The sequence below is a fragment of the Idiomarina sp. genome (genome assembly GCF_048265525.1).
In the GTDB taxonomy this organism is placed as follows: domain Bacteria; phylum Pseudomonadota; class Gammaproteobacteria; order Enterobacterales; family Alteromonadaceae; genus Idiomarina.
The window spans coordinates 589,975-611,975 of sequence record NZ_JBLXBI010000001.1 but is presented as its reverse complement, the minus strand read 5'-3'; the positions used below and the strand labels follow the sequence as shown (position 1 = coordinate 611,975).

The window sequence follows — 22,001 nt, the reverse complement described above, 5'->3', positions numbered from 1 at the left end:
CTTTTTTTAACGAATTGAAACTGTGCTACTTTTTATTTTAAGACCTATTATGATTTTTTGGTCTTAAGGAAGGTTCTTCTTCTTATTGTGGTAATAAGCAAACCCAGTGCGCCAAATCCAAGTAGCGAACCCAGCCCGACAGCTGCACCCTGACGCTCTACAGGTTCTTCATTGTCAGTACAATTATTAAGTTCGCCTTCAATAGGATCGAGCTTTATATTGACCAGAATTTCACGAGTACGGGTTTCCCCTTCTTCGTTTGTATACTCTTCAATTTTAAGCGCCGTAGCAATAATTTCACCATTTTCGTTAATGTCATTGGCATCAACAATATTGTATTCACTGTCACAGCTAATCGTATTGTTCAGGTTGATGATTTGAGGGGCTTCATCACTCATGTCATAGTAAAAACCAGCACGTGCACGAGCCTGGGAGAGTGTTGGATCAACCTCTGCTGTACCTACCATTTCGCCGTTATCATTTATACTGCGGACGACAGTCGACGCGCCATTAAAGAAGCTGTCAAGAATCGTTAGTTCACCAGCGTCAACATCATAATAGAAGCCGTAGCTTCGCAGAGTTCCTGCAGGACGTTTGGTTAAATGCCCTACAGCGATATTCGAGTCATTGATATCTGTTGCTGCTCCCCACAAGTAAACCGAGTCTTCAGTTACAGGCAGCGCTTCTTGATTCTGGAAAATTGCCGGCATACGAATCGCACCGCGATCAGGATGATAAGTCCAGCTTTGCCCTACCGCTATGTCATTGTTATTAATGGCATAAGCGTAGCTTGAAAAGTCATTTTCATCGTCGCTTCTTCTTTCTACTAAAGTTGGTAATTCAACTTCGTCAATGACCTCACCACTAGCGTCAAACTGCCATAACTTTCCGCGAATGTCATAGATAGAGCGGCCCTCATTGTAACCTGAACGAGGACGGTTGTAGCGGTAACGACTGTTATTATTAAACGCTGCGATATTCGACGCATCAGCGTTTTGCAAGCCTCTCCAGATGCCCCATACACAAACTTCTAAAGGTTGTGATGCGTTGGCAACTTCAGGGTCTTCGCAGCTTTCTTCAATTCGAGTCGTTGCGTCAGGACTTAAAGCAACGCTTTCATAACCGGCAGCAAGTCCGCTATCGTTTATATCAAAGATAGCACTTTCACCACCCAGGTAATCCTGAGATTCTGGTTCAACGACGCTAGATTCTCCGTTGTTGGACCACATTCCGCGACTTAAAAAGTCAGATACAAAGTACTCTGCGGTCTCAGTTTCATCGTCAGAGTTGGTATATTCATGTTCAATAAGCTCGAATGGCGCACTGGTAACACCCACGGCTGTATTGGCATTATTGATTGAGTACAGGAAGCTATCGACGCTATTCGCGAGTTGATCCGCAGTTGCTGATACTGCATTAACTTCACTGCTGGTTCCGTTATAAATAAAAGCTTGGTTCAATCCAATACGTTGAGTTTGAAGGCTATTATTTGCCTGATTCCCCAAGCTCTCTACAACTGCCTGATACTGAGCAATTGTCAGTTCTTGGTCTTCTTCGGGATCAAAACCTATCTGCGTGAGTAGTCGCGCGGGAACTTTAGAAAAATCAATTTCCACATTTTCCGGGAAACGTGCAACACCAACAATTTGTCCGCTGGCATTAATGCTTTGCGGGATACTGCTTCGGTAATTATTCAAAGTTTCAATTGTTTCAATATTATAAGTGTCTGCTGCAGATGCAAAAGAGACTGTTGAAACAATTGCGACGGTAAGTGACTTCAACGTAAATGATTTCATTAACTAACTACTCTGTTCTGATAAGTTTTCCAGTTCTTCCCAGCGCTCCAGATCCTGCATCAACTGCCCTTCAATTTCGGCAATTTGAGTCATTACTGGTTCGGTTTTTTCTAATGGCTGTTCGAAGAACCCCGGTTCATTCATTAACTGTTGTAATTCTTCAAGTTTTGCTTCTTTTTCTGCAATAACTTTGGGTAACTGCTCTAGTTCGCGTTGCAATTTATAGGATAACTTCTTCCGCGGTTTGTCTGAACCTTTGTCTGCGGTTTTTCCTTTATTTTGCGAACTTTTGTTGCTGTCAGACTCTTTAGCTGCAGCTTTGGTTCCGTTGCTATGAAATGAATTTTCCGCTTTTGCCGCTAAATAGTGGTTTAGCTCGGTAAAACCACCAATAATTTCCGTAATAACACCCTCACCTTCAAAGTACAGAACACTGGTCGCCGTATTATCGACAAATTCCCTGTCGTGACTGACCAATAGAACCGTGCCCTGATAATTCGCAACAATTTGCTCAAGCAACTCTAAGGTTTCGATATCGAGATCGTTGGTCGGCTCATCCAGCACCAGAATATTACTGGGTTTAAGCAGGATTTTCGCTAACAACGCCCGGTTCCTCTCACCGCCGGAAAGTGCGCGAACGGGGGTTCGTGACTGTTTTGGTGAAAACAGAAAGTCCTGCAAGTAACTTAAAATATGGCGGCTACGGCCCTGAAACTCTATATCCTGCTTGCCGTCACCAACGTTATCCATAACGGTTTGTTCAGGATCCAGCTGCGCCCGGTGTTGATCAAAGTAAGCAACTTCCAGATTAGTTCCCAGCTGAACCTTGCCACTGTCTACTTCCTGCATACCGAGAATAACTTTGATCAGCGTACTCTTACCGCAACCATTAGGCCCAACAAACGCTACTTTGTCGCCGCGCATCAACAATAGATCGAGGTCATTAATAATAGGTTTGTCACCGAAGCGCAAAGCCATATTTTCGCCTTCAAAGACTTTTTTACCGGAACGTGAAGACTCGTTCACTGCCAGATTTGCTTTACCCTGAAGCTCGCGTCTTTGCTGACGTTGCTTCCGCAGGTCCTGAAGTGCACGTACCCGCCCTTCGTTACGGGTGCGGCGTGCCTTAACGCCCTGGCGTATCCAGGTCTCTTCAGCTGCCAGCTTCTTGTCAAATTCAGCGTTGTGGCTTGCTTCAACTTCCAGTGCTTCCTGCTTTTTCTGCAGGTAGGTATCGTAGCTGCCCGGGTAACTGGTTAAATGCCCTCGGTCTAAATCAATAATTCGTGTGGCCAAACGGCGGATAAAGGCCCGGTCATGACTAATAAATAACACGGCGCCGGAAAAATTAACGATTTGCTCTTCTAACCAACGCACCATCTCAATATCCAAATGGTTAGTCGGCTCGTCTAACAGCAGAATGTCCGGATCAACAACCAGAGCACGCGCTAAAGCGACACGACGTAACCAACCGCCGGAAAGCGCAGCCATGGTTTCGTCTGCCGGCAGTTGCAGCTGAGTTAAAACCTGCTCTATGCGCGTATTGACTTGCCAGCCGTTAATAGCGTCCAGTTGATTCTGCAGTTTGTCCATTTCATCCAGAGTTGCGCTGCTGGGTGAGTCAGTGAGACTGGCAGACAATTCATGATAACGAGCCAACGCCTTGCCCGATTCAGCAAGAGCTTCTGCTACGTAGTCAAACACCCGCTGTTCAGATTGCTGAGGCGGGTCTTGCGGCAAACGGGTCACTTTAGTATCGCCCACCCACTGTATTTGCCCTGAATCTAAGACCACTTCGTTATCTATCGCTTTTAAGAAGGTGGATTTGCCGGCACCGTTACGGCCAACTAAACAAACTCGTTCACCGGCTTCAATGGTAAAATCAACACCGTCTAAAATGGCGTCTGCGCCAAAAGCCAGGTGTGCATCTTGTACACGTAATAAACTCATTGCTCTACAAACTCCAGCAATTGATTAGCATCGAAAGGCCAACGCAACTCGGCGTCGTCTTTTCCCCGAATAAATACTGGCACTAACCAGCCATACTCTTCTTGCAGCTCCTGCTGTTCGGCAATGTCGACTACTCCAAGTTCAACCGGCTCTTCCAGGTCAAGCGAATGCAGTAACTGAATAGCCTGAGTACAAAGCGGACAATTCGATTTTATCAGCAAATAAAAGTCCGACATTAACTACGCCCGCGAAATAATATAATAATGATGAATACCTTTATGACGTTTAAAGTCTTCAGGTATTGAAGCCTGGGTCTGATCATTTACTTCAAGACCGGCTTTATCCAGGCCTTCAGTGTCGATGCGGAATTTCTTTCTATTGTTAGAGAATAGAATAACGCCGTCCTCTTTCAGCATGCCCGTGGCGGTTTTTATCAAACCAACGTGGTCACGCTGTATGTCTAAGGTTCCGCTCATCCGTTTTGAGTTACTAAAGGTGGGCGGATCAAGGAAAATAACGTCAAACAGTTGTTTGCCACGTTGTTCCCGCATCCAGCTAAAGCAGTCAGCCTGAATAAACTGGTAGTCGCCTCGTAAGCGGTTTAAAGCAAAGTTACGCTCGCCCCACTTCAGATAAGTTTTCGACATATCGACAGAAACCACTCGTGCGGCCCCTGCTCTGGCGGCCTGAACCGAAGCCGTGCAGGTATAGGCGAATAAATTCAGTACATCCAATTCTTCGCACTTATCCAACAACTCTTTACGCACCAGTCTATGGTCCATAAATAAGCCGGTATCAAGGTAATCGGTTAAATTCACCTCAAATTTGGCGCCGTATTCATTAACCGTTAACACCGTGCTGTCCTGCGATTGTTTTTCGTATTGCTGCTTACCGCTTTGGCGCTGACGGCGTTTTAGAATAATTTTGTCTTCAGATACCGGTAAAGCTGAACTCAAGGACTCGAGCATGAACCACAATCGATCATTGGCCACTCCTTCCGGAATGTCTTTTGGAGCTGCGTATTCCTGTACAACCACGTAATCCTGGTAAATATCGATAGCGGCGTTGTACTCAGGAATGTCGGCATCATAAACACGCCAGCAATCGAGTCCTTCTTTGTCTGCCCACTTGCTTAATTTCGCGTAATTCTTTTTCACCCTGTTAACAAGGTCATCAGCTTGACTCTCTGCGAAGTCAGGTTGCTCTTTAGTTAAGTCGTAAAGCGCCAAATTAACCGGAATTGCACCGTTTAATAGCGGGTATTTCTTATGGCTGCGCAGTTTCAAGCGTTTTAGTAGCTGCTCGTCTCCTGCCAGTACGGCTATATGCCAATTGTGGAAGGTGTCTTTTAATTGACGGCCAAAACGGCGGTATAACAGCAAAGTTTCAACGGCCTCACCCAGACGTTCACCGTATGGCGGGTTACAGACCAATAAGCCACTTTCTGACGGTGCGTCACAGCTTGTCGCATCCGCAACTTCAAACTCTATCACTTCATGCAATAGCACACGTTTGGCGTTATCTTTGGCTTTAGCGACCAAATGAGGATTGTTGTCAGAGCCTTTTAACTGGCCTTTAAAGTTATTCTTACCCACTTTAAAGCGCTGCTCAGCCTGCTCTAGCACGTCGTGCCACAGTTGCGGTGAATGTTCATGCCAAAACAAAAAGCCCCAATGCGCGCGGCTCAAGCCTGGTGCATGATCCATTGCCATCATCGCAGCTTCTATGACTAAGGTACCCGAACCACAAAACGGGTCAAAAATAACCGGTTCGTCTTTTTCTAATTCGTTTTTGATACCGGCACGGAGTAATATAGCGGCAGCCAAGGTTTCCCGCAGCGGTGCTTCGCCCTGCTGCAAGCGATATCCCCTTTTGTGCATACCGTCACCGGTAAAGTCTAAAGACCAGGTAAGCTTGTCTTTATGGACTCGCACCGCTATACGAATGTCCGGGTCTTGCTTATCGATACTGGGGCGTTCGAATCCGCTATTACGAAAGTTATCGACAATACAGTCTTTTACTAACTGTGCGCCGAACTGAGTATGGCGAATGTCGTCATTACCGCCGGAAAAATCAACCACAAAAGTTCTGTTCGCATCGAAAACCTTGCTCCAGGAGAATTGAGTCAATGCCAGTTTAATCTCATCCAGGCTGGAAACTTCTTTTTCACCTAATTGCAACAGCATACGACTTGCTAATCTGGACCACATAGCCACGGTATAAGCTTGCTGCAAATCAGCCTCGATATAGCAGCCCGCAAGGGTTTGCTTAACATGACTTAAATTGAACTCTTGCAACTCATCAAACAAAAGCCCTTCAAGACCTTTGGAGCACGCAATAAAAAAACGATACATAGAAACTTCGCCTGAAAAATTAAGGGGACAATTATAACGGAGAGCTCAGTGGCTGTCTGTAATTCCAGCTGAAATAAGGGAATTACAACGAGAATGACTAATAAAACAGCAGTTAAACCGTATTTGTATAAATACTATGCGGTTGGCTTAAATAAAGCTTGCGCGGCACGAATTATGGCTATACTATGCGCTCTCAATCGGACGCGGGGTGGAGCAGTCTGGTAGCTCGTCGGGCTCATAACCCGAAGGTCGTAGGTTCAAATCCTGCCCCCGCAACCAACGTCCGGAATTAGAATTCAGTAATACCTTCCTGCTAAATACTCTTTCTTTGAATAAATTCTCAAGTAAGCCTAAAAATACACTTAAATCTTAAGCTTTACACTTAAAGCAACTACGCCAGTTGTTGACCCCAGTTAGATTGAGCCGATAAAGCTAAATCAACGGTTGCCGGCAACAAGCGGTTTAAGGTGACTTTAATGACATGATACTGGCGCAGCGATTTAATCGCAGAAAGCTGCATGCCCTCACTTAACAGTAAGCAAGTCGCAAATTCATCATCTGTATCAAGAATTAAGAACAGCCCCTGATCAAAACCTGAGTTCAATTCGCATAAATGCCGCTCTACCGGCCATTCGCTAATATCAGATTTTTGAAAATGCCAACTCTGTGGCATTTGAGGACGACCAAAGCGACACCACGCTGTTGCATTAAGAGCTGCATTTTGCGGTGCGCAAGGCATTTTATCAGCTGGGTAAGCTTCTAATGTTTCACTAACGGTTTGGAAGGTTGTCGCGTCTTCAATATCCATCATTTGTTCATTAAAGTGAATATTGACTAGCTGACTCGGTTTGTAAGGCGTATCAAATACGTCGGAATCACTTAGCTTAACGCTAAGCTTGCCGCTTTCTGTATTGAATAACCATAACCAATGGGATTCCGATTCCACGATGTTAGCCTTTATTATTAGAAGAATTTAAGCTTTGCGATAAGATACTAAAGTCACTTAACCATTACAAGTGACTAACAATTGAGCGAATTAGCCTTGGGCCTTGATAGATAAACCCAGTGTAAACTTGCACCAGGCTCGCTCCAGCCTTGAGTTTGGCCTCTGCTGACTCAACTGAATCAATACCACCAACGCCTATAACCGGTATTTTTCTTTGCAAAGTTTTACACAACAGCTCTATCACTCGAGTACTTTTATCCTTAAGTGGTTTACCGCTTAGGCCCCCTGCTTCACCGGCCTGACTGCTTTGCAACCCGTCACGCGACAAAGTTGTGTTGGTTGCTATTACGCCGTCCATTTCATTCTTTAATAATGACTGCGCCATAACTTCAACTTCATGATTTTCAAGATCCGGAGCTATTTTAACCACCAGCGGCACATAGCGATCATGCTCTTTTGCCAAAGTCAGCTGAGCCGCTTTAAGGCTGGACAATAAGCCATCAAGACTGGAGCCGTGCTGAAGGTTTCTTAAACCCGGAGTATTAGGAGATGAAATGTTAATCGTGACATAGTCTGCGTAAGGATAAACCTTATTCAGACACGCAAGGTAGTCATCAATGGCCTGCTCTTCCGGCGTGTTTTTGTTTTTACCGATATTAATGCCTAACACGCCTTTATAAGAAGACGCTTTGACATTTTTAACAAGCTCATCAACCCCATGGTTATTAAAACCCATGCGGTTAATAATTGCTTCGTCTTCGGTCAAGCGGAATAAACGAGGCTTATCATTACCCGGCTGAGCTACAGGTGTCACTGTACCCACTTCAATAAAACCAAAACCCATTTGAGAAAATGCGTCTATACACTCGGCATTTTTATCAAGACCAGCGGCTAAACCGACCGGGTTAGGGAAATCAATTCCCATAACCCGAACCGGTTTGCTGGCTACGTTTTGTTTCCAAAACAGCGACAACGGTGTGCGATGCCATTTACGCAAGATCCCGAGCATTAACTCGTGCGTTTTCTCAGGATCCTGACGGAACAACAATGGCTTTATCAGGTTGTACATTAACTGATCACTTTAGGTGCACAGTTGTGGCTCAACAGCATAAGCTCGCGCAAAGCAACCGAGAATTTAGCAAACTCGTGGCTCTTCGTTGTACGGAAGTCTGACAGCATTTGCTGCCAACGAGATAACAGCACTTCGTTTTGCTCTATCCACTCGCTGATCATCTTCTCCGGGTCGCTTACGTCTGGTGTTGAACGCAGTACAACTTGAGTTAATGAACGTTGCTGCCAATCGAGCTCTTCCCGGAATGCCGCTCTTGCCAGGGCTTGCCAGTGGTTCGCCACAGGTTGGTTATTAATTTGTATTAAGAACCAATGTAAGTTTATTTCCGCACCCAGGCGGAAGTAAAGCGTACCAACCGTCTTGAACGACTGTCCCGTTTCATTAGCAACTTCAGCAAGATCCATAGCAGAGAATACCGTGCTCAGGCTCGCAATTTGTTTTGCCAACTTGGCAGGGAAGCCATGCTCTTTATACTTCTCAATCGTTTCTTCAATGAGTTTAGCTTCGTCCTCAACCATATACTTGAGGCTGTTCTCGCGTAAGTCGTCAAATGCTCCCATGTAGAAGTCTAAGTGCTCCTGAATGCCACTCAGAGCTGGGTTGCGATGACGCAAGAACCAACGAGTTGCGCGGCGAACCATACGACGAAGCTGGAATAAAACTTCATTCTGAACTTCGGCAGGCACTTTATTATTCAGCGCCTCAATTTGTTCCCATAGCTCTTCAACTTTAAAACACTCGCGGGCAACGACATAAGCAGAAGCTATTTCAGCAACTGTCGAGCCGGTTGCCTCCTGCTTGCGGAAAACAAAGTTTGGTCCCATATCATTAACGATATTATTGGCGAGCTTAGTGGCAATAATCTGACCTTTCAGCGGATGAGATACCATGCTGTCAGCAAAACGCTCACGTAAAGCCTCCGGGAAGGAGTCAAAAAGTTCACGCATGTGGTACGGATCTTCTGTGATTTCATCCGTTATCAACTGCTCTTTTAAAACCATCTTTCCGTAAGCCGTAATAATAGACAGCTCCGGACGTGTTAAGCCCTGGTTCGTTGCTTGACGCTCAACTAACTCATCATCATCAGGTAAAAACTCAAGCTGACGATTCAACGAATGCTCGCGCTCAAGGTGATGAATAAACCGCGTGTATTCTTTAACTTGATCGGTGCCACGCAACGCTGTTACCGAAATTGACTGTGTTTGTCTGTTACAGTCATCCAGAACAATTTTCGCAACATCGTCGGTCATATCGTAAAGCAGTTTATCGCGTTGTTTTTTCGTCAGATCGCCACTGTTAACTAAGCCATTGAGTAAGATCTTAATGTTAACTTCGTTATCTGAGCAGTCCACGCCACCCACGTTATCGACAAAGTCGGTGTTGACTCGTCCGCCGTTTTGCGCAAATTCAATACGGCCTAATTGAGTAAAGCCTAAGTTGCCGCCCTCACCGATAATTTTTGCGTTCAGCTCACGACCATTCACGCGCAAGGCATCGTTAGCGCGGTCACCAACATCGCTGTCGGTTTCGGCTTTGCCTTTAACGTAAGTACCGATACCACCATTCCAGATAAGATCAACTTCCATAGTTAAGCAGGCTTTGATCAAATCATTCGGTGTCATTGATTTTTTCTGAGTACCCAGCATTTTCTTAATTTCAGGTGTTAGTTCAATAGCTTTGGCACTTCTTGAGAATATGCCACCACCTTTTGAAATTAAGTCGCGATTATAGTCATCCCAGCTTGAACGCGGCATTTTGAATAAACGGTCACGCTCTTCCCAGGATTTCGCAGCGTTCGGCTCAGGGTCAATAAAAATGTGTAAATGGTTAAATGCCGCTTGTAAGCGCGTATGCTTGGATAGCAGCATGCCGTTACCAAATACATCGCCACCCATATCGCCTATAGCGACACAGGTAAAGTCTGTGGTTTGGCAATCGATACCCATTTCGCGGAAATGGCGTTTAACTGACTCCCAGGCACCACGAGCGGTAATACCCATTTTCTTATGGTCATAGCCAACTGAGCCGCCTGATGCAAAGGCATCACCCAGCCAGAAGTTATATTCAGCCGAAATACCGTTAGCGATATCAGAGAAAGTAGCAGTCCCTTTATCTGCGGCAACAACCAGGTATGGGTCGTCTTCGTCACGACGAACAACACTTTTCGGCGGAACAATTTCGCCTTCAACGATGTTATCGGTAATGTCCAGTAACGCACGGATAAAGGTTTTATAGCACTCTTTACCCTCGGCCATCATACCTTCTCTGTCTTCCGGTAAAGCTTTACAAATAAAGCCGCCTTTTGCACCCACAGGTACAATAACGGTGTTCTTCACTTGTTGAGCTTTTACCAGACCAAGTACTTCGGTGCGGAAGTCTTCACGACGGTCTGACCAGCGCAAGCCACCACGGGCAACTTTACCGCCACGAAGATGCACGCCCTCAACTTTCGGCGAGTAAACAAAAATTTCAAACTTAGGTAACGGTAACGGCATTTCCGGTACCAGCTCAGGTAAGAACTTAACCGAAATATAAGGTTTGTCGTTGCCCTGCTCGTCTTTCTGGAAGAAGTTGGTACGCAAAGCGGCATCAATCAGCTCGACATAACGACGAATAATACGGTCGTCGTCGAGGTTGGCAACGTTGTCCAACTCGGTATTAATGCGGGTATGAAGTGCTTCGAGCTTTTTCTCGACACCTTTTGTACCCGGTTCAAACTTGCTGTAAAACATTTTCACAACCAGCTTGGCCAGCAGAGGATACTTACTGAACGTACTCTCTATGTAGCTTTGGCTGAATGTGGTGCCAATTTGACGCATGTACTTCGCAAACATGCGCAAAATAGTGGCCTGACGGCCATTCATGCCGGCACCTAGTACCAAGCGGTTAAAGCCATCGTCTTCCAGCTTACCGTTCCAGACTAAGGCAAAAGCCTCCTGGAATGTCTCACGACTCTCTTCCAGGTTAAGCGAGCCTGCTGTGTGAAGCATGTGGAAGTCTAGTACCCAGTAAATATCGCCATCTGCGGCTTTTATCTGGTACGGGCTTTCCCCAATGACACGCAACCCGAAGTTTTCCAACATAGGCAATACATCTGACAGATGAATAGGTTCATCTTTATGGAATAGCTTCAGATGCAGATGCTTGCTGTCGTCCTTTTCTTCCTGCGCACGGTATAAAACCATCCCCAGTTTATGTTCATCATTTAACGATTCCAGTTGCTTGATATCAGAAATAGCAACGGATGGGAGCACGTCTTCTTTGTAGGCTCTCGGAAAAGCCATTGAGTATCTTTTATTTAAACGTGTCGCATTTGCTTCGCCAAAAGTTGACTGCAAAATACGTTCAAAGTTGTCTTCCCAGGTGCGGGCCGCTTCAATTAAATTCTGTTCTAGTTCATTCACGTTCACATCCTGATGGTCTTCGCTCAAACGCACGGTGTAATGTGTTCTCGCTAATGAGGACTCTGAAAAATAAGTGGTAAAATCGACGTCATATTCAGTTTTCAGCGTGCGTGCCAAAACACTTTGAGTTCTTTGGCGTAATAAAGTGTTGTAGCGTTCTTTAGGCACGTAAACCATGCACGACATAAAGCGGCCGAAAATATCACGGCGCAGAAAAGCGCGGGTCATATCGCGTTCTTGCATTTGCAGCACACCCAGACCCACAGTCAGAAGGTCGTCTTCTTCTGCCTGCACAATTTCGTCACGAGGATAGGTCTCTAAAATATTCAACAATGCTTTAGCCGCGTGAGACTGCGGAGCAAAGCCTGACATGTCTAATACGCGAGATATTTTCTCACTTACCAATGGGATATCACGAGCACTGTTGTTATAGAAGTTAGCTGAATACAACCCAATAAAGCGGTCTTCGCCTATGACTTCGCCATCTTCATTAAAGCGTTTAACGCCAATGTAGTCTGAGTATGCTGGACGATGGACCCGTGATTTCGAGTTGGTTTTGGTCAACAGCAAAAGACGTTCATTGTGCGTTATTTCGCGCGCATCTTCCGGTAAACTGGAAACCAAACGTCCTTTCTCACTAACGGAGTTTTTCATTAACCCCAGACTGGAGTCTTTAACCTGTTTGAGTTCGTAGTCGCCTTTCACCGGAGTTAGCTCATAAGAGCGATAACCGGTTAACGTGAAGTTATCGTTGGCCAGCCACTGCAAAAATTGCTTAATTTCTTTCTTTTCTTTTTTTGAGCCTGGATAATATTCATGATCCAGTTGCTCTGAAACCGTCTGTAGACGCTTACGCATAGCCTGCCAGTCTTCAACCGCAAGACTGATTTCTTCCATTACCGACACCAGCTCACTTTTTAACGTTTTTATCTCTTCTTTGCTGGTTTGACGGTCTATTTCAATAAGAAAAACCGTGTCGACATAGTTATCATCGCTACGGGTACCCGGTTTCTGTAATTCAGTAACCTGGCTATTTTTGTCCCGTTTATGGCTCAACGGCATATGCAGTAATAAATGTGATGTAATGCCCAGACGAGCCAACGCCATCCGCACTGAGTCGACCATAAATGGCATATCATTCTGAATAATTTCAATAATAGTATGAGGAGACTCCCAGCCGTCCGTCGGGACTTCTGGGTTATATACTTTTATCAGTGCTTTATCACCGGGCTTATACTCATTAAAGCTGTGCCATAAACCCAAAACCGCACCGTACATATCACTATCGTGGCGGTTAGTTAAATCATCACTGGCAATATTGCGATATAAGCGCTTGGCAAAATCTGCTACTAAGTGCGCTTGAGAGGCGGGAACTTTCTTTTTTATCAATTCAACGACTTTTTCCAGTAAAACCGGAGATTGACTATCGACCAACGACATAATTGCAGAGTCCTTGAGGTTGTTGGTGAAACGTCGTAGGCAAGCCCAAATGCGGCCCACGGCCAGAGAATATATGATTGATGTTATTGTCGAACATTTACGCTGGGGTTTCAACGCTTATTCGCGCTAAAAACAGGTGTTTAGACCAGATATGGCAAGTAAAATAATATAACTATTTAGTTTAAATGAATGGACTCTAAGTCAGCCGTTTTAATCCCACGAATTTTTGCTGCTCATCAACTTGTAAAAGGAAGCGTCCACGCACGCCCTGGTTATCGATAAAAGGAATTAAACGCCCCGCGGGTAATGCTACCCGCGTGCCGTTAACGGTCGTTACTACAATTTGTTGATAACCCTGACTGTAATAAACATCACAAAACTCCTGATAGCTCATACTTAGGTTAAAAACATACTCAATGATCACCGTTGCTTAATACCTTTAAATAATTATTCAGTTAGACAACTTTCTACTTTTTCAAATAAGTCACTGGCCAGGTTTGGCAATTGACGTAAAGATTCAAGCTGATTGCGCATTAATTGCTTGCGATTCTCATCATACCGGCGCCAACTGACAAAAGCAGATAGCAGTCTTGAGGCAACCTGAGGGTTGCTGGTATTCAATTGTTGAATGACCGAACCTATCAATTCATACCCTGCTCCGTCAGCTTTATGAAACTGAGGTTGATTTTGAGTGAACGCGGCAAGCAGTGAGTACACCCGATTTGGGTTTTTCAACGAAAAATCGGGGTGCGTCATTAAATCTTTAACTCGCTCCACCGTTGCATCGTTATTAGCAAGAGCCTGAGTGCTGAACCACTTGTCCATTACCAGTTTTTCGCCACGCCATTGCTGCTCAAACTTATTGAGTAAAGACTCGGCTGCAGAATGATTTGCCCACACTCCGGCCTGCATTGCACCCAGTTGATCAGTCAGGTTATCGGCCTGGTCAAACTGTTCTGTCAACTTATCGGTCGCTGCGTCGCCTAATTCGGCTAAGTAGCTTAAACAAACCTGTTTCAGTTGTCGTTTGGCTATTTCATCACCCACTAACTGGTAGGCTTTTTCTGACTTACAGGCACTCAGAAGCTGGCTGAAATCATTCTCCAGCGCAACTGCCAGTTGTGTTTTTAGTGCCTTCAACTGGGTATTAATTGCTTCTACCGGAATGGTTTCATAATTATCAGCAATCGTTGAGGCTGAAGGCAGTGTTAAGGCCAGAGCTTTTAGTGCCGGATCTGTATTGGCCTGAAGCAGGTTCCTGCATGCATCAATCGTTTGTGCTGATAATTCAATAGCGGAATCATCATTAATTCCCTTTTCTATCATTCGGGTAAACAAAGACTGTGCCGCATCCCAACGACTAAAGTCATCTTTGCTATGAGCCAGCAGTACTCGTAGTTCGTCATCGCTTATGGTGCGTTTTACTTTAACTGGCGCAGAGAAATTATCGAATAAAGATAAAATGGGTTTCTCCGCAACATTATCAAAGGTAAAAGTCGTTTCATTTTCTTTTAAGTGCAATAAATTATTATCACTTAATGACAGTTCTGCGCCCTGCTCGCTATAGGCTGACCATTTAACCGGAATATGGAAAGGAGCCTTTTGCTCTTGTCCGGGAGTAGACGCAGTTTCCTGTTTGAGCACCAGGGTTAGTTGCTTCGCATCTTTATCGTAAGACTGTTCCGCGGTAACAACCGGCGTTCCTGCCTGCGAGTACCAATGACGGAAGCGACTGAAGTCTTCGCCGTTTGCATCTTCCATAGCCTGAACGAAATCTTCACAGGTTACAGCCTTACCATCGTGACGCTCAAAATAAAGCTTCATGCCTTTCTGAAAACCGGACTCTCCCAATAAAGTATGGATCATTCGAATAACTTCGGCGCCTTTGTTATAGACCGTCACCGTATAAAAGTTATTCATTTGAACCACTTTATCCGGGCGAATCGGATGTGCCATGGGCCCTGCATCTTCAGCGAACTGGTGGCTACGAATAACCCGGACATCCTGAATGCGGTTGACGGCTCTGGAGCCAAGATCTGAACTGAACTCCTGATCGCGGAAAACAGTCAGCCCTTCTTTTAAGCTCAATTGGAACCAGTCACGGCACGTCACGCGGTTGCCAGTCCAGTTGTGGAAGTATTCGTGACCAATAACGGACTCGACGTTAAGAAAGTCCTGATCGGTTGCCGTCGCGGGATTAGCCAAAACGTACTTCGCATTGAAAACGTTCAAGCCTTTGTTTTCCATGGCTCCCATATTGAAGAAATCGACGGCTACAATCATATAAATATCCAGATCGTAGACCAGGTCAAAACGCTCCTCATCCCACTTCATCGCGTTCTTAAGCGACAACATGGCGTGATCTGCTCTGTCCAGGTTGCCTTTATCTACAAAAAGCTCTAAATCAACGGTACGCCCTTCCCTGGTAGTAAATTCGTCACGTAATACATCGAAATTACCCGCGACAAGAGCAAACAGATAGCAAGGCTTAGGAAACGGGTCCTGCCAGGTTGCCATATGCTTTCCGTTATCGAGATCCAGCTGCTTTATGCGGTTACCATTTGACAATAGATATGGAAACTCTGCTTTATCGGCAATAATTGTGGTTGTAAATTTTGCCAGAACATCAGGACGGTCGGGGTAATAAGTGATGCGTCGGAAGCCTTCTGCTTCGCATTGCGTACAGAAGGTGTCTTCAGCCAGATACAGACCTTCAAGCGCCTCATTAGCCGTTGGGTTAACGCTATTTTCAATTTCGAGGGTAAACGACTTGAGCGAGGTGTTGAGTGTCAGGCTGTGCTCATTGCATTGATATGTATCCTCAGCAACGTCTTCACCATCGACTTTCAAGCTCAATAAGGTGAGTTGTTCCCCGTCGAGTACCAAAGGCTTTGCATGATCGCCTTGCCGTACAACTTTTAAGACGCTCGTTACCCGAGTTTCTGTTGGATGAAGATTAAAGGTTAAATCGACATCCGTTATTGCGAATTCAGGTTCTTGATAATCTTTACGATATTTAGCCTTTGGTAATTGTGTCATAGCTTCCTTCTGTATTTAGTTCTCTAAGTAGCTTTCTTGCGCACGGCTGTTCGCTCTAATTAGGCTTCAGCCGTTTTATCTTTTGGATTCAAATACAAGATAGTCCAGCCGGTATAGGCAAGAATTATGGCGATTAGCGGGGTCAGGTAATTAAAGAACGCATAAATACCATATTCGAACGGACTAACGGCAAGTACTGAAAACATATAAGCTCCGCATGTGTTCCACGGAATGAGAGCCGATGTAATGGTACCACTGTCTTCCAGAGTACGGGAAAGCACTCTCGGATCCAGGTTGCGACGTTCATACTCTTCTTTAAACATACGGCCCGGCAGTACAATCGCCATATATTGGTCAGCGGTTAATACGTTCGCGCCAAAACAGGTAAAAATGGTTCCGGTAACCAGCGAGCCAACACTCTTAGCTGACTTCAACATGCCGCGGATAAAGCGTTCCAGCAGGCCAACTTTTTCCATAATAGCGCCAAAGGTCATGGCACTTAAAATGAGCCAGACGGTATTTAACATTGACGACATACCACCGCCGCTTAACAATGAATCAAGATTGGCACTGCCTGTACTCACCGCTACGCCATCTGATAACGCCAACCAAACTACTTTTAACGAGGCAATCCAGCCCTCTTCTCCGGCTATTTGACTGACCATTTCAGGTTGAAAAATTAACGCCCACACGCCGCCGAGCAAGGCTCCGAAAAATACTGTGGGTAACGCCGGTTTGCGTGTTGCTGCCAGGTATAGCAACACAGCTAAAGGAACCAACATTTCCCAGCCAACGTTGAAGGTTGCGCTTAGTTGTTCCTGCATCAATTCCAGACGCTGTAAACTAACGTTGGTATCGGCGTTAAGACCAAGAATTAAGAACAAGGCTATCGAGATAATAAAAGCCGGCCCTGCGGTATACCCCATATAACGAATGTGAGCGAACAGCTCAGTGCCTGCGACGGCAGGCGCCAGGTTGGTGGTATCAGACAAGGGTGACATTTTATCGCCGAAGTATGCTCCTGAAACAATTGCACCGGCGGCGATACCAGGCTCTAACCCCATACCGGAAGCTACGCCCATTAATGCCACACCAATGGTTGCTGCAGTTGTCCACGAACTTCCGATAGACAGCGCTACCACGCCACAAATAATACAACTTGCCGCATAAAATAAGCTTGGGTTTAGCAGTTCCAGGCCAAAGTAAATTAATGTTGGAACCGTACCGGACAGTAACCAGGTACCGATTAATGAACCGACGGCAAGAATGATTAACATTGCGCCCAGGGCGACAGAAATCCCCTCGGTTATGCCCTCTTCTATTTGTTCCCAGCTAAAGCCATTTTTAAAACCTATGATGACAGCAATACCGGCCGCCACTAACAAGGCTATCTGGTTGGGTCCATAAGAAGAGTCTTCGCCAAATAAATAAACCGACGAGGACAGCATTGCAATTAGCGCAAGTAAAGGAATCAGCGCCTGTAATAAACTGGGTGCTTTTGTTTTATGACTCATTAATTATTCAACCTAAAGTTTTATAAAGCCTATTAGCTGTAAAAAAATAATAATGATAGCGACTGGAGAAATATATTTAACGCACAGCAGCCAGACATCGAAAATGCCTTTTTTTGTATCCAGTTCGTCTTTCGTGAACTCCGAACGCATGACCCAGCCCGCTAATAAAGCGAGCAGCAAGCCGCCTAGCGGTAACAGTAAGCTCGATGTTAAAACGTCAATAATATCAAAGAGTGACTCAATTGGCTTACCTAACCACTCGGAGTCTAATTGAGCCCAGCCGGAGCCGGCAAATGAATGAATGGTCAACTGTCCCAATAGCCATAGCACTCCGGCAGAAACTAAAGTTGCCGGCCAGCGGTTTAAGGAAAACTTTTCTGAAACAAAGGCAACCGATGATTCAATCATGGCAATAGCTGAAGTAAACGCCGCAATAACCAGCATAATGAAGAATACGGTTCCAACAAAGCCTCCGGCAGGCATTTCACTGAAAGCTAAAGGTAAGGTCGTAAAAATAAGGCCTGGGCCTTCGCTTGGCGTTAAGCCGTAACCGAAAACCAGAGGAAATATTGCCAGTCCCGCTAACAACGCGACAAAGGTATCAATAACAGCAATCCAGACACTGGTTTGTACTATAGAGGTTTCTCTTGGTAAGTAAGCGCCATACATAATCACAACACCGGAAGCCAACCCCAGAGTGAAAAAAGAATGGCCTAGCGCGACCATAACGCCGTTAACGCTCAACTTGCTGAAGTCTGGTTCGAACATAAAGCCAACGGCCGCAGAAAAGTCACCAATACTGCCGGAATAAAGAGCAATACAAACCAGCAACACAATCATGCACGGCAGAAGCAGTCTAACCGACCTTTCCAGACCATTCTTAACGCCGTTGCCAACCACTAAAATGGTCGCGACAACAATCAGGCTATGCCACATCATCAATTCGCCGGGCGACGCTTGCAGTGCATCAAAGGTTTTTCCTACTGCTTCGGCAGATGCATTGGTAAATACACCTTGTGCGGCTTTAAAGACATAAGCCAGCGCCCAGCCCGCTATAACCGCGTAGAAACTTAAAACCAGATAACCGGTCAACATTCCCAGCCAACCTGCAACTTGCCAGGCAGGATGCTTGCCTGACTCTAATGCTACCGACTTAGCTGCATAGCCTGGCGAGTGTCGGCCACGACGGCCAATAATCACTTCAGCCATCATAATTGGAATGCCAATGGCTAAAATACAAAGGAGGTAAACCAGAACGAAGGCACCGCCGCCGTTCTCGCCCATAACGTAGGGAAATTTCCAGATATTGCCTAAACCCACAGCGGCAGCTGAGGAGGCCAGTATAAAACTTAACCGACTTGACCATCGGCTTGATATCGCCTGATTATTTGTTGTCATTATTATTAATCGTTTGTGTTCATTAACGCGCTATATGACCACAAAACTGGGGTCTATGACAAGCGCACAAAAAAATACCGCCGTAAAGGCGGTATTTTTAAAAGGTTTATTTAATTTGAGGCGAGTTGATTTTTATCAATAAAATCAAATGCAACTAAAGCCGCTTGATCGAGCAAAGGGTCGATCTCGGTAAATTCTTCAGGAGCATCTTCAACGTCTTCTACAGGCTCTTTACCTGCACGTTTTAAACGTTCATTAACTCGTTTAAGTTGCTTGTTCTTTTGCTGCTCTTGTTTTTCTTCACGCTCAGCTAACACCAGACTGACCCAAGTCTTATCTTTTTCTTCTCTGAAGCGTTCTATTTCTTCAAATATATAAGAAAACTCAGGGTCTTCTTCAATTCTTTCGTTTAACTGTTGTTGCAGCTCTTTTACTTCGGCGCTGTTAATTTCATCAACAGGGCTATAGCTCGCTTTATCAATTTTATCCCAGGGTAAAGCGTTGTCTTCTTTGCTTTCCCCCCAGTCTGAAGCTTCAACAAACGAAGGGAACACAACGTCTGGTTGAACGCCTCTTAACTGCGTACTACCACCATCTATGCGGTAGAACTTCGCAATTGTATATTGAACGCTGCCTAATGGCTTATCGTAGAAATCGAAGCGACGAGTCAATCCGCGATGTTGCTGTACAGTACCTTTACCAAAGGTGTTTTCGCCGATAATTAAGGCACGTTCGTAGTCCTGCATAGCGGCAGCAAAGATTTCTGATGCTGAAGCACTGTAACGGTCAACCATAACGAACAATGGTCCATCGTAGTATGTTTTACCGTCTTTATCTTCACTGACATCAATACGTCCGCGACCGTCGCTAACCTGAACCACCGGACCTTTATCAATGAATAAACCGCTTAAGTTAATGGCTTCAGTTAACGCACCACCACCATTACCGCGCAAATCTACCACCAGACCTTCTACTTCGTCGCTTTGTAAGTCTTCTATCAGTTTTTTCACGTCAGCGGTCAGGTTGTTGTAGAACCCGGGAATTTCGATAACACCAAGACGACGACCTTTATACGGCCCCTCTTCAAACTCTTTGACTTCAGCTTTTGCTGCACGGTCTTCTAGTTTGACTTTGTCACGAACAATTTCAACTTCACTAGGTGTGCCACCAGCGCCCTGACTGGCTTTTAAAACCTGCAAGCGAACCGTTGTGCCTTTAGGACCTTTAATTAACTCAACAACATCATCCAGACGCATACCGATGACATCGACGAATTCTTCTTCGTCTTCACCAGTCCCCTGACCTACAGCAATAATTTTATCTTCCGGAGAGAGCTCATCGGTTTTATCCGCCGGACCACCGGGTACTAAACTACGAATAATTGTGTAATCATATTCTGACTGAAGCACAGCGCCAATTCCTTCCAGTTCAAGATTCATATTTTGCTGGAATCGCTCTGAATTGGAAGGCGAAAGGTAACTTGTATGTGGTTCAACTGAACGGGCAAACGCGTTCATAACGGTTTGAAAAACATCTTCGCTTTTCGATTTTGTCAGTCGGTTTAATGCGCTGTTATAACGCTTACCAAGTGTCTCAACTATCTCAGGCCACTCTTTACCGGCCAGTTTCAAATTAAGCGCATCGTATTTAACGCGGCTTTGCCAAAGATCATTCAACTCATCTTTAGATTCTGCCCACTCAGCATCTTCGCGATCATAATAGTATTTGTCGCCCTCAACCGAAAAATCTATCGGTTTGTCTTCATCCAGTAAAGATAGAGCATATTCGTAACGCTGGAAACGACGCTCAAGACTTTTCTGATAAATGTCGTAAGCAACATCAAGTTCGCCCCGTTTCAGCATGTCATCAAATAAATGACGATACTCCTGTGCGGCTTCTACATCTTCTTTTAGCAGAAACATCTTGCTGTAATCCAGCAAGTCAAAGTAGCGCTCATGAATTTGCTCAGATAACTCATTATCCAGGGTCAGACTACTGAAATGATAACGGGTAAAGTAGGACGTAATACGCTCACTGGCTGTATCATGCTGAGCTTCCTGCTCTAACTCTGGTAATTCACTGATCTTGTGCTCTGGCGGTATCGCAACCGCAGCAGGAACAACACACATCAGTGCCAATGCACATTTCTTTACAGCCCAGTGTTTCATTGACTACTCCTAAGCGCGCAGAAAAATCTTATCTGCTTTAACTTTCATAATTAAACCGTTTTGCAACTGAACCTGAACGTCGTCCTTGTCCAGCTCTAAAACTGTTGCTGACATGGGGGTGTTCCCCGCTTTTACCTGAACCTGTTGACCAACAGAAAGCTTGTTGAGTTCCACATCAGCCAATTTAACTTTTGGTTTGGCCGGCTTTTTTGCGGTTTTCGGTTTAGCTTTTGCTGTATTTTCAGGTTTATCTTTAGCCGGAGCTTTTTTGGCGGCAGCCTTGTTGGTTGCTTTATTTTTCTCTGCAACTTTAGCTTTAGATTCTTTTAAAGTCTCTTGCGCATGCTGCTGATGTTCTTCCGTTACAGCTTCAACCTGCTCGCCATCCAGGTTCACTCGCTGAGCCCCCGTTTTAACACTGTACAGATACCGCCAGCTATTGGTGTAATGACGCAGAGCTGTTCTTAAACGTGTTTTACTTACTTTGTCATCGTCCTCAAGGCGTTTCGCCAAATCTTCAAAAATACCAATTTTTAAAGGTTTGGCATCGCCTTTAATAGTAAAACAGTCTGGAAACTGTTCGGCTAAATAGGCAATGACATCTTTACTTTTCGTCAGCTTTTCAGGTTCACTCATTCCATTCTTCTTCCTGTTCGCGGACAACTTTCATTAAGTTTCGAACATAGTCGTCCATTTCATCAAATGACAAATCTAGCAATGCAGGCTCTTCAATCCAGTCGTACAAAGTACGGCGAACCATTTCTTCAAGCTGCTCTGTTGTATCGTCATCCTCTCGTAATGCATTAATAAGATGCAGCATTTCATTTATTTTATCAGCGGCTTCTTCTTCATGCTCTTCAAAGAAAATAACATCTTGTTTGGTTACTAAATAACTGTGAATATCGAATTCAACAAACATA

At 45.0% G+C, this 22,001-nt stretch carries 14 protein-coding genes and 1 tRNA gene; 1 reads left to right on the top strand and 14 read right to left on the bottom strand.

From position 1 onward, the window contains the following. Positions 1-47: 47 nt before the first annotated feature. Genes ACN0TF_RS02990 through rlmKL form a run of 4 tightly spaced genes read right to left on the bottom strand, consistent with a single transcriptional unit; the run spans position 48 to position 6,100 of the window. Positions 48-1,796, bottom strand: coding sequence for a DUF3466 family protein (locus ACN0TF_RS02990; RefSeq protein WP_417440684.1), 1,749 nt, complete (start codon positions 1,794-1,796; stop codon positions 48-50). Between the two features lie 3 nt (positions 1,797-1,799). Then, positions 1,800-3,746, bottom strand: coding sequence for an ATP-binding cassette domain-containing protein (locus tag ACN0TF_RS02985; protein WP_417440683.1), 1,947 nt, complete (start codon positions 3,744-3,746; stop codon positions 1,800-1,802). Next, positions 3,743-3,982, bottom strand: a complete 240-nt coding sequence (locus tag ACN0TF_RS02980; RefSeq protein WP_417440682.1) for a glutaredoxin family protein — start codon at positions 3,980-3,982, stop codon at positions 3,743-3,745. Before ACN0TF_RS02980 ends, ACN0TF_RS02985 begins: the two co-directional genes overlap by 4 nt. Positions 3,983-3,985: 3 nt before the next feature. After that, positions 3,986-6,100: a bifunctional 23S rRNA (guanine(2069)-N(7))-methyltransferase RlmK/23S rRNA (guanine(2445)-N(2))-methyltransferase RlmL gene (rlmKL, locus tag ACN0TF_RS02975; protein ID WP_417440681.1), complete on the bottom strand. Its 2,115-nt coding sequence runs from the start codon at positions 6,098-6,100 to the stop codon at positions 3,986-3,988. Between the two features lie 202 nt (positions 6,101-6,302). On the opposite strand from rlmKL, the gene ACN0TF_RS02970 reads away from it, so the two are divergent. Next, a tRNA-Met gene (locus ACN0TF_RS02970) sits at positions 6,303-6,379 on the top strand. A 112-nt stretch (positions 6,380-6,491) separates the two neighbouring features. Here ACN0TF_RS02970 and ACN0TF_RS02965 read toward each other — a convergent pair. From ACN0TF_RS02965 to ACN0TF_RS02920, 10 genes are all read right to left on the bottom strand, one after another. Beyond that, positions 6,492-7,046: a cell division protein ZapC domain-containing protein gene (locus ACN0TF_RS02965; RefSeq protein ID WP_417440680.1), complete on the bottom strand. Its 555-nt coding sequence runs from the start codon at positions 7,044-7,046 to the stop codon at positions 6,492-6,494. Between the two features lie 64 nt (positions 7,047-7,110). After that, positions 7,111-8,115 carry a quinone-dependent dihydroorotate dehydrogenase gene (gene pyrD, locus ACN0TF_RS02960; protein WP_417440679.1) on the bottom strand — a complete coding sequence of 335 codons (1,005 nt, stop codon included), beginning with the start codon at positions 8,113-8,115 and terminating at the stop codon, positions 7,111-7,113. Next, complete coding sequence (locus ACN0TF_RS02955; protein WP_417440678.1) at positions 8,115-12,962, bottom strand: NAD-glutamate dehydrogenase; 4,848 nt, start codon at positions 12,960-12,962, stop codon at positions 8,115-8,117. Before ACN0TF_RS02955 ends, pyrD begins: the two co-directional genes overlap by 1 nt. Positions 12,963-13,158: 196 nt before the next feature. Then, on the bottom strand, positions 13,159-13,386 hold the full coding sequence (locus ACN0TF_RS02950) for a DUF2835 domain-containing protein (protein WP_110013113.1): 228 nt from the start codon (positions 13,384-13,386) through the stop codon (positions 13,159-13,161). A 23-nt stretch (positions 13,387-13,409) separates the two neighbouring features. After that, on the bottom strand, positions 13,410-16,001 hold the full coding sequence (gene pepN / locus ACN0TF_RS02945; RefSeq protein WP_417440677.1) for an aminopeptidase N: 2,592 nt from the start codon (positions 15,999-16,001) through the stop codon (positions 13,410-13,412). Between the two features lie 59 nt (positions 16,002-16,060). Further along, complete coding sequence (nhaC, locus tag ACN0TF_RS02940) at positions 16,061-17,515, bottom strand: Na+/H+ antiporter NhaC (RefSeq protein ID WP_417440676.1); 1,455 nt, start codon at positions 17,513-17,515, stop codon at positions 16,061-16,063. Between the two features lie 12 nt (positions 17,516-17,527). Further along, positions 17,528-18,913 (bottom strand): sodium-dependent transporter, encoded by a 1,386-nt coding sequence (locus tag ACN0TF_RS02935; RefSeq protein WP_110013110.1) that lies wholly within the window; start codon positions 18,911-18,913, stop codon positions 17,528-17,530. 110 nt (positions 18,914-19,023) lie between these two features. Next, complete coding sequence (gene prc, locus ACN0TF_RS02930) at positions 19,024-21,081, bottom strand: carboxy terminal-processing peptidase (RefSeq protein ID WP_417440675.1); 2,058 nt, start codon at positions 21,079-21,081, stop codon at positions 19,024-19,026. Positions 21,082-21,090: 9 nt separating this feature from the next. After that, the gene (proQ, locus tag ACN0TF_RS02925) at positions 21,091-21,717 is read right to left on the bottom strand and encodes an RNA chaperone ProQ (RefSeq protein ID WP_011234519.1); all 627 of its coding nucleotides are present in this window, start codon (positions 21,715-21,717) and stop codon (positions 21,091-21,093) included. Beyond that, positions 21,710-22,000: a hypothetical protein gene (locus tag ACN0TF_RS02920; RefSeq protein ID WP_011234518.1), complete on the bottom strand. Its 291-nt coding sequence runs from the start codon at positions 21,998-22,000 to the stop codon at positions 21,710-21,712. Before ACN0TF_RS02920 ends, proQ begins: the two co-directional genes overlap by 8 nt. Position 22,001: the final 1 nt, after the last annotated feature.

Bases quoted from the DNA above. Each gene is read 5' to 3' on its own strand.
- ACN0TF_RS02990 (WP_417440684.1), bottom strand. From the start codon at position 1,796: ATGAAATCATTTACGTTGAAGTCACTTACCGTCGCAATTGTTTCAACA.
- ACN0TF_RS02985 (WP_417440683.1), bottom strand. From the start codon at position 3,746: ATGAGTTTATTACGTGTACAAGATGCACACCTGGCTTTTGGCGCAGAC.
- ACN0TF_RS02980 (WP_417440682.1), bottom strand. From the start codon at position 3,982: ATGTCGGACTTTTATTTGCTGATAAAATCGAATTGTCCGCTTTGTACT.
- rlmKL (WP_417440681.1), bottom strand. From the start codon at position 6,100: ATGTATCGTTTTTTTATTGCGTGCTCCAAAGGTCTTGAAGGGCTTTTG.
- pyrD (WP_417440679.1), bottom strand. From the start codon at position 8,115: ATGTACAACCTGATAAAGCCATTGTTGTTCCGTCAGGATCCTGAGAAA.
- ACN0TF_RS02955 (WP_417440678.1), bottom strand. From the start codon at position 12,962: ATGTCGTTGGTCGATAGTCAATCTCCGGTTTTACTGGAAAAAGTCGTT.
- pepN (WP_417440677.1), bottom strand. From the start codon at position 16,001: ATGACACAATTACCAAAGGCTAAATATCGTAAAGATTATCAAGAACCT.
- nhaC (WP_417440676.1), bottom strand. From the start codon at position 17,515: ATGAGTCATAAAACAAAAGCACCCAGTTTATTACAGGCGCTGATTCCT.
- ACN0TF_RS02935 (WP_110013110.1), bottom strand. From the start codon at position 18,913: ATGACAACAAATAATCAGGCGATATCAAGCCGATGGTCAAGTCGGTTA.
- prc (WP_417440675.1), bottom strand. From the start codon at position 21,081: ATGAAACACTGGGCTGTAAAGAAATGTGCATTGGCACTGATGTGTGTT.
- proQ (WP_011234519.1), bottom strand. From the start codon at position 21,717: ATGAGTGAACCTGAAAAGCTGACGAAAAGTAAAGATGTCATTGCCTAT.
- ACN0TF_RS02920 (WP_011234518.1), bottom strand. From the start codon at position 22,000: ATGTTTGTTGAATTCGATATTCACAGTTATTTAGTAACCAAACAAGAT.